The organism is Herbaspirillum sp. alder98, from assembly GCF_020179755.1.
In the GTDB taxonomy this organism is placed as follows: domain Bacteria; phylum Pseudomonadota; class Gammaproteobacteria; order Burkholderiales; family Burkholderiaceae_D; genus Herbaspirillum.
The window spans coordinates 95,363-108,017 of record NZ_JAIUCY010000008.1; the positions used below are offsets into that span (position 1 = coordinate 95,363).

Genomic DNA, 12,655 nt, shown 5'->3' on the forward strand with positions numbered 1-12,655 from the left:
ATGTCCAATTCCCCGATCGCATCCGGCCCCCTTTCGCGTCGCCAGAGTCGCCGCGTGGTAATCAGCCACGGCGCGCGTGAAATCGTCGTCGGTGGCGGTGCGCCGGTGATGGTGCAGTCGATGACCAATACCGATACCGCCGACGCCATCGGGACTGCGATCCAGATCAAGGAGCTAGCGCGCGCCGGCTCCGAGATCGTGCGCCTGACCGTGAATTCGCCCGAGGCCGCCGCTGCGGTGCCGGCCATTCGCGAACAGCTCGACCGCATGGGGGTGGACGTGCCGCTGGTGGGGGATTTCCACTACAACGGCCACACGCTGCTGACCGAATATCCCGATTGCGCCCGGGCGCTCTCGAAGTACCGCATCAACCCCGGCAACGTGGGCAAGGGCGCCAAGCGCGACACCCAGTATGCGCAGATGATCGAGGTTGCCTGCAAGTACGACAAACCGGTGCGTATCGGCGTCAACTGGGGCAGCCTGGACCAGGCGCTGCTGGCCCGCATCATGGACGAGAATGCCGGCCGCGCAGAACCCTGGTCGGCCCAGGCGGTCATGTACGAGGCGCTGGTGACGTCGGCCATCGAGAACGCCGTGCGGGCCGAAGAGCTGGGCCTGGGGCGCGACAAGATCATCCTGTCGTGCAAGGTGTCCGGCGTGCAGGACCTGATTGCCGTGTACCGCGAACTGGCGCGTCGTTGCGATTACCCGTTGCACCTCGGCCTGACCGAGGCCGGCATGGGCAGCAAGGGCATCGTGGCCTCGACGGCGGCGCTGTCGGTGCTGCTGCAGGAAGGCATCGGCGACACCATCCGCATCTCGCTCACGCCAGAACCGGGTGGCGACCGCACCCGCGAAGTGGTGGTGGGACAAGAGATCCTGCAAACCATGGGCTTGCGCAAATTTACGCCGATGGTGATTGCCTGCCCGGGCTGCGGCCGCACCACCTCGACCGTGTTCCAGGACCTGGCCGACAAGATCCAGACCTACCTGCGCGAGCAGATGCCGGCCTGGAAGGGCAAGTATCCGGGCGTGGAGAGCATGAACGTGGCCGTCATGGGCTGCATCGTCAACGGCCCCGGCGAATCGAAGCACGCCAACATCGGCATCAGCCTGCCCGGCACCGGCGAATCGCCGGCCGCGCCGGTATTCATCGATGGCGAAAAGCGGATGACCCTGCGCGGCGAACGTATCGCCGAAGAATTCCAGGGCATCGTGCTGGACTACGTCCAGTCGCATTACGGCCAGAACCCGTCGGCCTGAGCCTGCCCCGCAGCGCGCTGCTGGCATGCGCCGGCGGCGCCATTTTGAAACGAAGACAACATTTTCCGGACCCGGTATGTCAGAACAAAAGAAAGTCGAGAAGATCGTCGGCGTCAAGGGCATGAACGATATCCTGCCCGCCGATGCGCCCTTGTGGGAACTGTTCGAAAACACCGTGCATTCGGTGCTCAAGAGCTACGGTTTCCAGCAGATCCGCACGCCCATCGTCGAACCGACGGCGCTGTTCAAGCGCGGCCTGGGCGAGGTGACCGACATTGTCGAGAAGGAAATGTATTCCTTCACCGATTCGATGAACGGCGACAACCTGACGCTGCGCCCCGAGAATACCGCGGGCGTGGTGCGCGCCGCGCTCGAGCACAACCTGACCTATGACGGCCCCAAGCGCCTGTGGTACGTCGGCCCGATGTTCCGTCACGAGCGCCCGCAGCGCGGTCGCTATCGCCAGTTCCACCAGGTCGGCGCCGAAGCGGTCGGTTTCACCGGTCCCGATATCGATGCCGAACTGATCATGATGTGCCAGCGCCTGTGGGATGACCTGGGCCTGGAAAACATCCGCCTGGAACTCAATTCGATTGGCGACGCCGAAGAACGCAATCGCCATCGCGCCGATCTGATCGCCTATTTCGAACAGCACCAGGACCTGCTCGACGCCGATGCCCAGCGTCGCCTGCATGCCAACCCGCTGCGCATTCTCGATACCAAGAATCCAGCCATGCAGGAGATGGTCAATGCCGCTCCCAAGCTGCTCGATTACCTGGGCGAGGAATCGCTGGCGCATTTCGAGGGCGTGCAGAAGATCCTGCGTCACAACAATGTGCCATTCACGATCAATCCGCGCCTGGTGCGCGGCATGGATTACTACAACCGTACCGTGTTCGAGTGGGTCACCGACCAACTGGGTTCGCAGGGCACGGTGTGCGGCGGCGGTCGCTATGATCCGCTGGTCGAGATGTTCGGCGGCAAGCCGACCCCGGCCTGTGGTTTTGCCATGGGCGTGGAGCGTCTGCTGGAACTGATGAAGGCCAGTGGCGAGCAGTACGCGCCCAACCAGTGCGACGTCTATCTGGTGCATCAGGGTGAAGATGCACAAATGCAATCTTTTGTACTGGCAGAGCGTTTGCGGACTGCCGGGCTCGATGTTGTGCTACATTGCGCATCGGCCAACGGCGGCGGCAGCTTCAAGGCACAGATGAAACGTGCCGACGGCAGCGGTGCCGCATTTGCCGTGATCATCGGCGAGGACGAAGTCAAGGCCGGTACCGCCACCGTCAAGCACCTGCGCGAAGCGCCGGCGGGCGAGGGCGCCGAGGCAACCGAAGGTCGCTCCAACCAGAGCAGCCTGGCCTTCGACGGCGTGGTCGACTATATCGTGGACCAGATCGTGGGCGATCACGACCATGACCACGGTCATGGCCACGAGCACGTGCACTACCACCCGTGAACCCCGGGGTTCGCTGCTTTCCATCCATCGTCAACGACATCAGATACTGAATTAGATAAATGGCATACGATCTCGAAGAACAAGAACAGCTCGACTCCATCAAGGCCTGGTGGGCGAAGTACGGCGCCCTGGTGACCTGGACCCTGATCATCGTGCTGGCCGCGTATGCGGGCTGGACCGGCTGGAATACCTATCAGAGCCGCCAGTCGGCGCAGGCATCGGTGCTGTACGAAGAGCAGCAGAAGTCGCTGCTGGCCGGTGATAACGCCAAGGTGCAGCGCGCCGCCAATGACATCCAGGACAAGTTCTCGGGTTCGGCCTATGCGGGCATGAGCGCCCTGGTAGCCGCCAAGTCGGCCTTCGAGGCCAATGACGTCGAGACCACCAAGAAACAGCTGCAGTGGGTGATCGACCATGGTCGCGGCGCCGAGTACAAGGCGATTGCGGCAGTGCGCCTGGCGGGTGTGCTGCTGGACGTCAAGGCCTACGATGAAGCGCTGAAGGTATTGTCGGGCGACTATCCGGCCACTTTCGCCGGCGCCATTGCCGACCGTCGCGGCGACGTATTGCTGGCGCAGGGCAAGCGTGATGATGCGCGCGCTGCCTACAAGCTGGCGCTCGAGAAGACCGAAGCCAAGGATCCGGGCCGGCAACTGATCCAGATCAAGCTCGATGCCATCGGTGGCGACGCCCCGACGGCCTGACCAGGCATGAATACCGGACGTCCTTGCAGCACCCAGGGCGTCCGTGCCGGGGCCAATTGACCGTCACCCCGTCGCGAACCCATCCATCGCTTAGAGGAAAGACAACATGCGTAGTGCGACAGCGTTTGCTGCCAAGGCAACATCCTTTGCCGGCTCCCGTAACGCCGGCAAGCTGGTTTTGAAACTGGCCGCCGTAGCGGCTCTGGTGTCGTTGTCGGGCTGCGCCTGGTTTTCTGGCAAGAAGGACCCCAATCCACCGGCGCCGCTGGTCGAGTTCGCCCAGAAGCTGCGCGTCAAGACCGCCTGGAACGTGTCGGTCGGCAAGGCCGGCAACTTCAACTTCACGCCAGCCTATGCGGCCGGGAGCGTGTTCGCTGCAGGCGCCGATGGCAGCCTGGTGCGCATCAATGCCCAGACCGGCCAGACCGTCTGGCGCGTACGCAACGAGATCCCGCTGACGGCCGGTGTCGGTACCGACGGCAGCACCGTGGTGGTGGTGGGCGAGAAGGGCATGATCCAGGCCTATGACGGCGCCGGCAAGCCAACCTGGAAGGCGCAAGCCTCCAGCGAAGTGCTGTCGGCCCCGGCCGTGGGCGAGGGCCTGGTGGTGGTGCGCAGTATCGATAACCGCGTGACGGCGTATGACGCCGATAGCGGCGCCCGCCGCTGGATGGTCCAGCGCAACGTGCCATCGCTGACGTTGCGCAACGCGCCTGGCATCGTGATCGGTTCGCAGACAGCCTTCGTGGCGCTGCCGGGCGGTCGCCTGTCGGCCCTGGCCTTGAACAATGGCGGTCCGCGCTGGGAAGTGCCGGTAGGCGACCCGCGTGGCACCACCGAACTGGAACGTATTTCCGATGTTTCCGGCGTGCCGGCACTGGGTTCGCGCGATATCTGCGCGGTGGCCTACCAGGGCCGCATCGGCTGCTTCGATTTGCTTAACGGCAATGTGCGCTGGATCAAGGACTTCTCCAGCGACGTCGGCGTCACGCTCGACGACAGCAACGTCTACGCCGCCGACATCGGTGGCGTGGTCACCGAATTCGCACGCGACACCGGTGCCGTAGTGTGGCGCAACGAGCGCCTCAAGAATCGCCAGCTGTCGAGCCCGATCGCCACCAGCCGCGCGGTGGCCGTGGGTGACTTCGAGGGATATATCCACTTCCTGTCACGGGAAGATGGTACCTTCGTGGCACGCGTGTCCAGCGATGGCAGTCCCATCCAGGCTCCTCCGGTCAATGCCGGGGAGACGGTGGTTTTCCAGACCCGCTCGGGATCCGTGGTAGCTATCGCGACCGAGTGAAATTGAAGTGAATTTGAAATGAAACCGGTAATTGCACTTGTAGGCCGCCCCAACGTCGGCAAATCGACGTTGTTCAATCGGCTCACCCGCAGCCGCGACGCGCTGGTGGCGGATTTGCCTGGCCTGACGCGCGATCGACATTACGGCGAAGGCCGGGTTGGCGAACGCCCGTTCCTGGTGATCGATACCGGTGGATTCGAGCCGGTGGCCAAAGAAGGCATCATGCACGAGATGGCCAAGCAGACCAAGCAGGCAGTGGTCGAGGCCGACGTGGTGGTGTTCATCGTCGACGGCCGCCAGGGCCTCACCCCGCACGACAAGACCATTACCGATTTCCTGCGCAAGTGCGGTCGTCCGGTGCTGCTGGTGGTCAACAAGTCCGAGGGCATGAAGTACACCGCCGTGACTGCCGACTTCTACGAACTCGGCATGGGCGACCCCTACGTGATTTCGGCGGCCCATGGCGATGGCGTGGCCGACCTGGTCGAAGAGGCGCTCAACGTGGTCGAGGCCAACCGGCCGGAGCCTGAACCCGAGCCGGAAGACAAGGTGCGCGGCATCAAGATCGCCATCGTCGGTCGTCCCAATGTGGGCAAGTCGACGCTGGTCAATACCCTGCTGGGCGAAGAGCGCGTGATCGCCTTCGACATGCCGGGCACCACGCGCGACTCGATCGAGATCCCGTTCGAGCGCGACGGCCAGCAATACACGCTGATCGACACCGCCGGCATTCGGCGTCGCGGTAAGGTGTTCGAGGCGATCGAGAAGTTCTCGGTGGTCAAGACCTTGCAGTCGATCTCGGACGCCAATGTGGTGCTGCTGCTGCTGGACGCCCAGCAGGATATTTCCGAGCAGGACGCCCACATCGCCGGCTTCATCCTCGAATCGGGGCGTGCCCTGGTGGTGGGCGTGAACAAATGGGACGGCTTGCAAAGCGATCAGCGCGATGCGATCAAGAACGATATCGATCGTAAGCTTAACTTCTTGTCATTTGCCAATACGCACTTTGTCTCGGCGCTCAAGAACAGCGGTATCGGCCCGGTGATGAAGTCGATCAACTCGGCGTACGCCGCTGCCACCGCCAATCTCAGCACGCCGCGCCTGACGCGCGCGCTGGAGCAGGCCGTGGAGCATCAACAGCCGCCGCGCAAGGGATCGATCCGTCCCAAGCTGCGCTACGCGCACCAGGGCGGTCAGAATCCGCCGGTGGTGGTCATTCACGGCAATGCGCTGGATGCCATCAACGATAACTACAAACGTTATCTGGAAAAACATTTCCGTGAAACTTTCTCTCTGGTTGGCACTCCACTGCGTATCGAGTTCCGCTCAGGAAAGAATCCGTTCTCCAGAGAAAAGTAGTCGAAAATAACGCTTTTATTTGAGTAATGGTTTCGGTGGTCACAGCCAAAATCGTTTACATTCATAAAGCATATGGGGTCGCACTTGAATTTTTAAAAAGTGCATCCAAGTTCAAGATCACAACAACACCGTGGAGCTGCTATGAGCAACAAAGGGCAACTGTTACAAGACCCATTTCTGAACGCATTGAGAAAAGAGCACGTTCCCGTCTCTATCTACCTCGTCAACGGCATCAAGCTGCAAGGCCAGGTAGAGTCTTTCGATCAATATGTGGTCCTGCTGCGCAACACCGTTACGCAAATGGTCTACAAACACGCCATCTCGACCGTGGTGCCTGCACGCGCGGTCAATCTGAGCCTCGACTCGCCTGACGCCGAATAATGGCTTATGGAGCCGGCTTGACGCCGTGTGCATCTTAAAATGCGTGCCGGGTTAGTCGGCCTGGACTTTGGCAAGGGTGATTTTGCCGCAAGTCTGGATGAGTTATTCCTACTGGCCAAATCGGCTGGTGCGGAGCCCGTGATGACCATCACCGGGCGTCGCGCCAGCCCTGACGCCGCTCTCTTCGTTGGTTCCGGCAAGGCACAGGAAGTCGCCGATGCCGTTGCCGACCTGCAACTCGAACTCGTCATCTTCAATCACGCGCTGTCGCCTGCCCAGCAGCGCAACCTTGAGCGCGTGCTGAAGGTGCGCGTGCTTGATCGTACCAGCCTGATCCTCGACATCTTTGCGCAACGGGCCAAAAGCCACGTCGGCAAGGTGCAGGTCGAACTGGCGCAATTGCAGCACCTGGCGACCCGCCTGATTCGCGGCTGGACCCACCTTGAGCGGCAAAAAGGCGGGATCGGCCTGCGCGGCCCGGGCGAGACCCAGCTCGAGACCGACCGTCGCCTGCTGGGCGAGCGGGTCAAGGCCTTGCGGGCCGTGCTGGCCAAGTTGCGCAAGCAACATGCCACGCAGCGTCGTGCGCGGGGGCGCAACGATACATTTTCCGTGTCGCTGGTGGGGTATACCAACGCCGGCAAATCGACCATTTTCAATGCAGTGGCGAAGGCCGGCGTGTATGCCGCCAACCAGCTCTTCGCCACGCTGGACACGACTTCGCGTCGGGTCTACCTGGGCGAGGCAGGGCATGCGGTGGTGTCGGATACCGTCGGCTTCATCCGCGAGCTGCCGCACCAACTGGTCGAGGCGTTTCGGGCCACGCTGGAAGAAACCATTCATGCAGATTTGCTGCTGCACGTGGTGGACGCTGCCAGCCCGGTGCGCATGGAACAGATCGAGCAGGTCAATCTGGTCCTGAAGGAAATCGGCGCCGACCACGTGCCGCAGATCCTGGTCTGGAACAAGATCGATGCGGCCGGGCTGGAGCCGGCGATCGAGCATGATGAGTATGGTAATATCCAGCGGGTTTTCGTCAGCGCAAAGTCTGGTGCTGGCCTGGATCTGCTGCGCGAAGCGGTCGCCGCTTCGCTCAAGGCCGCTATGGAGGCGAGGGGCCGCAGCCAATCCCAGCCAGTCGATTCCGAAGACGTGCGCGCCTGAGCTTGGCCTCAGTCGTTGTGCGCATTCCTCCTTGGTTCTCTTAATCAATAACTACAGCCGGATCGCAAACGCATGCTTGTGTCTTTATTCAAGAAAATCGGTGTGAAGTTTTCGTTGAACGACCCTCAATGGGGGCGCGGCTCACAAGACGAAAATCGCGACAGTAACGCGAATGGTGGGGACAAACGCCCTGAGAAACCATCCGGTGGCCGCAACGACGGCCCGCCGGACCTAGATCAATTGTGGCGTGACTTCAACCAGCGCCTGAGCGGCATGTTCGGTCGCCGTGGCAATGGCGGCGGCGGCTCCGATGGCGGCGGCGGTTTCAATCGCGGCGACATCAAGGGCGCCGGCATCGGCGTGGGCGTCATTGCCGTGATCGTTGCCTTCCTCTGGCTGGCGAGCGGTTTCTTCATCGTGCAAGAAGGTCAGACTGCGGTGGTGACCACTTTCGGTCGCTACAGCCACACCACGCTGCCTGGTTTCAACTGGCGCTGGCCGTACCCGATCCAGGGACACGAGATCGTCAACATGTCGCAGGTCCGTACCGCCGAGATCGGCTATCGCGGCAACGTGCGCAACAAGCAACTGAAAGAATCGCTGATGCTGACCGACGATGAAAACATCATCGACATCCAGTTCGCGGTCCAGTATCGCCTCAAGAATGCCGCCGAATGGCTGTTCAACAATCGTGACCCGGATGACTCCGTGCGCCAGGTCGCCGAGACCGCCATCCGCGAGATCGTCGGTCGCAGCAAGATGGACTTCGTTCTCTACGAAGGCCGCGAAAAAGTCGCGATGGACGTCAACCAGCGCATGCAGCAGATTCTCGACCGTTACAAGTCCGGCGTGCAGATCACCAACGTGACCATGCAGGGCGTGCAGCCACCTGAACAGGTGCAGGCCGCGTTCGATGACGCCGTCAAGGCCGGCCAGGATCGCGAGCGTCTCAAGAACGAAGGCCAGGCCTATGCCAACGACGTGGTGCCGCGCGCATCGGGCGCATCGTCACGTCTGCTCGAAGAAGCCGACGCCTATCGTTCACGCGTCGTGTCCAACGCCGAAGGTGATGCATCGCGCTTCAAGCAGGTGCTCGACGAGTATCAAAAGGCGCCGGCCGTCACGCGTGACCGCATGTACCTCGAAACGATGCAGCAGATCTTCGCCAATACCTCCAAGGTGATGATCGATTCCAAGAGCAACGGCAACCTGCTGTACCTGCCGCTGGACAAGCTGATCCAGCAGGGTGCGGGCGAGACCGCGCCGGCCAAGGCGCCAGCGCCGCCGGGCAGCCAGTCGCCAGCGCCGGCCGCTGCGGCAGCTTCTTCCAACAATACCTCGGGAAATGACACAGTGTATTCGTCCGAACTGATGCGAGACATGAGAAACCGTGATCCGCGCGAGTCGCGCGAAAGGGAGGTGCGCTGATGGGCCGCCTTATCTCTACCGTGATCGTCGCCGTGGTGGCGATCTGGCTGGCCTCGTCGACCATCTTCGTGGTTGACCAGCGCTCCTCGGCCATCGTCTTTGCACTGGGTGAAGTCAAGCAGGTCATCAGCGAGCCGGGCATGCATTTCAAGCTGCCGCCGCCGTTCCAGAATGTGATGTACCTGGATCGTCGCATCCAGACCCTCGACACACCTGATGCCGACCGTTTCATCACTGCCGAGAAGATGAACGTGCTGGTCGATGCCTACGTCAAGTGGCGCATCGTCGACCCGCGCCTGTACTTCGTCTCGTTCGGCGCCGATGAGCGTCGTACCCAGGATCGCCTGTCGCAGATCGTCAAGGCCGCGCTGAACGACGAGATCACCAAGCGCACCGTGCGCGAAGTCATCTCCAGCCAGCGCAACAAGGTCATGGATGCACTGCAGGCACGGGTCGCCAACGAAGCCAAGCAGATCGGCGTGGAAGTGATCGATGTGCGCCTGCGCCGCGTCGATTATGTCGAGCAGATCAACAACTCGGTGTTCGAACGGATGAAGTCGGAGCGCGTGCGGGTGGCCAACGAGCTGCGCTCCACCGGTGCCGCAGAGTCCGAAAAGATTCGCGCCGATGCTGATCGCCAGCGCGTCGTGATCCTGGCCGAAGCCTATCGCGAATCCGAAAAGATCCGTGGTGCAGGCGATGCCAAGGCATCGCAGATCTATGCCCAGGCGTTCGGACAGAACCCCGATTTCTATAAGTTCTATCGTAGCCTCGAGGCTTATCGTGCCAGCTTCAAGAATCGTCACGATGTGATGGTGCTGGACCCGAGCTCCGAATTCTTTAAATACTTCAAGGGTGTCGGTGGCGCCACAGCAAGCCCCAAGAAGTAATCAAACGCGTAAAATGCGCCCGTGACGCCCTGTGCCGATCGGGCAAAAGGAGGGATGCCGCTAGTTGAGGGCATCTTTCCTTTTTTTGCTGGAACGAAAGCATTATTGTCTGGCAAGTTTCCCGCCTGGAGAGATTTGTCGGGCCGTGTCGCCGCTAACCCGTTTTTCCGTTTTTTTCCTGACTGATCCGTTTTATGCCTAACTGGCTTCTTCCCGAAAACATCGCTGACGTCCTGCCGTCCGAAGCGCGCAAGATCGAGGAGCTGCGTCGTCGCCTGCTCGATAACTTCCGTCTCTACGGTTACGAGATGGTCATGCCGCCCCTGCTCGAATACCTGGAGTCGCTGCTGACCGGCGCCGGCCAGGATACCGACCTGCGCACCTTCAAGTTGGTCGATCAACTGTCCGGTCGCACGCTTGGCGTGCGTGCCGACATGACGACCCAGGTCGCCCGCATCGACGCCCACCTGCTCAATCGCGCCTCGGTGACCCGCCTGTGCTACGCCGGCAGCGTGCTGCATACGCGCCCATCCGGTTTGCACGCCACGCGTGAGCCGATCCAGATCGGCGCCGAAATCTATGGTCATGCCGGGCTCGAAGCCGATGCCGAGATCCAGGAGCTGGCCCTCAATTCGCTGGCCCTGGCCGGGATGAAGCAAGTGCGCCTCGACCTGTGCCATGTGGGCGTGCTGCGTGCCATCATCGCCAGCGACGACGCCGCGCGTCGCCAGGAAGCGCAGTTGTTCGCATTGCTCGAAGCCAAGGATGTGCCGGGCCTGCAAGAGATCACCGCCGCTTACCACGAACAGACCCGCGCCGCGCTGCTGGCGCTGCCCGGCCTGTACGGCGACATCTCGGTGATCGCGCGCGCCCGCCTGAGCTTGCCGGCATTGCCTGGCATTGCGGCGGCGCTCGACGAACTGCAGGCGCTGGTCGAGTTGGCGGCGCGCCACGCGGGCGCAGCCGTCACCATCGATCTGGCCGACCTGCGCGGATACCATTACCATAGCGGCGTCATGTTCGCCGCCTATGTGCCGGGCCTGCCCAATGCGGTGGTGCGCGGCGGTCGCTACGACCATGTCGGCGAAGCCTTTGGGCGCGCACGACCTGCTACCGGCTTCTCGCTGGACTTGCGCGAACTGGCACGGCTGATGCCGGGCGCGGAGCGCAAACGGGCAATCCATGCGCCGTGGAGCCTCGACGCCGGTCTACGTGAGAAAATAGCGCAATTGCGCCAGAGTGGCGAGATCGTGATCCAGAGTCTTCCGGGTCACGACAACGATCAGGACGAATTCGATTGCGACCGCGCCGTCGAATTCAGCAATGGAAACTGGATTATCAAAAACTTGGGCTGAGTCATGTTACAGAATAGCAATGCAAAGAATGTCGTCGTCATCGGTACACAATGGGGCGACGAAGGTAAGGGCAAGATCGTCGATTGGCTGACCGATCACGCGCAAGGCGTGGTGCGCTTTCAGGGCGGCCACAATGCCGGGCACACCCTGGTCATCGGCGGTCAGAAGACTGCGCTGCAACTGATTCCATCGGGCATCATGCGTCCCGGCGTGGCTTGCTACATCGGCAACGGCGTGGTGCTGTCGGTGCCCGACCTGCTGCGCGAGATCGACAAGCTCGAAGCCGCTGGCGTCGAAGTCTGCTCGCGCCTGAAGGTGTCCGAAGCCTGTCCGCTGATCCTGCCTTATCACGTCGCACTGGACGTGGCGCGTGAAGCCGCCCGTGGCGAAGCCAAGATCGGCACCACCGGCAAGGGCATCGGCCCGGCCTACGAAGACAAGGTTGCGCGCCGCGCCATCCGCGTGGCCGACCTGCTCAACGAAAAGCGTTTCGCCGAGAAGCTGCTGGCCAATCTCGATTACCACAACTTCGTGCTGACGCATTACCTGAAGACCCAGCCGGTCGATTTCCAGAAGACCCTGGACGACGCACTGGCCAATGTGCCGCGCATCAAGCCGATGGTTTCCGACGTCTCCAGCGACTTGTACGCAGCCCACGCTGCCGGCGGCAAGATCCTGTTCGAAGGCGCGCAGGGCAGCCTGCTCGACGTCGACCACGGCACCTATCCGTTCGTCACTTCCAGTAACTGCGTGGCCGGCAATGCCGCCGCCGGTACCGGCGTCGGCCCCGGCATGCTGCACTACATCCTGGGCATCACCAAGGCCTACACCACGCGCGTCGGCTCGGGCCCGTTCCCGGCTGAACTGCCAACCGATGCGGGCGTGGGCAAGCACCTGGCGTCGGTCGGCCACGAGTTCGGCACGGTCACCGGTCGTGCCCGTCGTTGCGGCTGGTTCGATGCTGCATTGCTGAAGCGCTCGGTGCAGATCAATGGCGTGTCCGGCATGTGCCTGACCAAGCTCGACGTGCTCGACGGCATCGAGTCGCTCAAGCTGTGCACCGGCTACAAGCTCAACGGCCGCGAAGTCGACATCTTCCCGGTCGGCGCCGAAGAAGCCGCTGGTTGCGAGCCGATCTACGAAGAAATGCCAGGCTGGACCGAGTCCACCGTCGGCGCCAAGTCGCTCGACGCACTGCCAGCCAATGCCCGCGCCTACATCAAGCGTATCGAAGAGTTGGTCGGCGTGCCGATCGACATGGTCTCCACCGGTCCCGACCGCGAAGAAACCATCGTGCTGCGCCATCCATTCAAGTAATAAACGATTACGTAACAAAGCAAGAGCAA

The 12,655-nt window shown here is 62.0% G+C and carries 11 protein-coding genes; all 11 read left to right on the forward strand.

The features are described from left to right. The 11 genes from ispG to LBW87_RS17850 all read left to right on the forward strand — a co-directional run bounded on the left by ispG (window position 1) and on the right by LBW87_RS17850 (window position 12,626). Window positions 1-1,263, forward strand: a complete 1,263-nt coding sequence (gene ispG, locus LBW87_RS17800) for a flavodoxin-dependent (E)-4-hydroxy-3-methylbut-2-enyl-diphosphate synthase (protein WP_225202803.1) — start codon at window positions 1-3, stop codon at window positions 1,261-1,263. 76 nt (window positions 1,264-1,339) lie between these two features. Beyond that, the gene (gene hisS, locus LBW87_RS17805) at window positions 1,340-2,725 is read left to right on the forward strand and encodes a histidine--tRNA ligase (protein ID WP_225202804.1); all 1,386 of its coding nucleotides are present in this window, start codon (window positions 1,340-1,342) and stop codon (window positions 2,723-2,725) included. Window positions 2,726-2,784: 59 nt separating this feature from the next. Next, window positions 2,785-3,429 carry a YfgM family protein gene (locus LBW87_RS17810; RefSeq protein ID WP_225202805.1) on the forward strand — a complete coding sequence of 215 codons (645 nt, stop codon included), beginning with the start codon at window positions 2,785-2,787 and terminating at the stop codon, window positions 3,427-3,429. Between the two features lie 106 nt (window positions 3,430-3,535). After that, complete coding sequence (gene bamB, locus LBW87_RS17815; RefSeq protein ID WP_225202806.1) at window positions 3,536-4,732, forward strand: outer membrane protein assembly factor BamB; 1,197 nt, start codon at window positions 3,536-3,538, stop codon at window positions 4,730-4,732. A gap of 18 nt (window positions 4,733-4,750) precedes the next feature. Then, the gene (gene der / locus LBW87_RS17820; protein WP_225202807.1) at window positions 4,751-6,091 is read left to right on the forward strand and encodes a ribosome biogenesis GTPase Der; all 1,341 of its coding nucleotides are present in this window, start codon (window positions 4,751-4,753) and stop codon (window positions 6,089-6,091) included. Between the two features lie 141 nt (window positions 6,092-6,232). Continuing rightward, entirely contained in the window at window positions 6,233-6,472 is a 240-nt protein-coding gene (gene hfq / locus LBW87_RS17825) for an RNA chaperone Hfq (RefSeq protein ID WP_008117846.1), read from the forward strand. 39 nt (window positions 6,473-6,511) lie between these two features. Then, window positions 6,512-7,636 carry a GTPase HflX gene (hflX, locus tag LBW87_RS17830; RefSeq protein ID WP_225202808.1) on the forward strand — a complete coding sequence of 375 codons (1,125 nt, stop codon included), beginning with the start codon at window positions 6,512-6,514 and terminating at the stop codon, window positions 7,634-7,636. A 72-nt stretch (window positions 7,637-7,708) separates the two neighbouring features. Further along, entirely contained in the window at window positions 7,709-9,064 is a 1,356-nt protein-coding gene (hflK, locus tag LBW87_RS17835) for an FtsH protease activity modulator HflK (protein WP_225202809.1), read from the forward strand. Continuing rightward, window positions 9,064-9,954, forward strand: coding sequence for a protease modulator HflC (hflC, locus tag LBW87_RS17840; protein ID WP_225202810.1), 891 nt, complete (start codon window positions 9,064-9,066; stop codon window positions 9,952-9,954). The genes hflK and hflC overlap by 1 nt, the downstream gene beginning before the upstream one ends. A 194-nt stretch (window positions 9,955-10,148) precedes the next feature. After that, the gene (locus LBW87_RS17845) at window positions 10,149-11,309 is read left to right on the forward strand and encodes an ATP phosphoribosyltransferase regulatory subunit (protein ID WP_225202811.1); all 1,161 of its coding nucleotides are present in this window, start codon (window positions 10,149-10,151) and stop codon (window positions 11,307-11,309) included. 3 nt (window positions 11,310-11,312) lie between these two features. Continuing rightward, a complete protein-coding gene (locus LBW87_RS17850; RefSeq protein WP_225202812.1) occupies window positions 11,313-12,626 on the forward strand; it encodes an adenylosuccinate synthase in 1,314 nt (437 codons plus the stop codon). The last annotated feature ends 29 nt before the right edge of the window (window positions 12,627-12,655 follow it).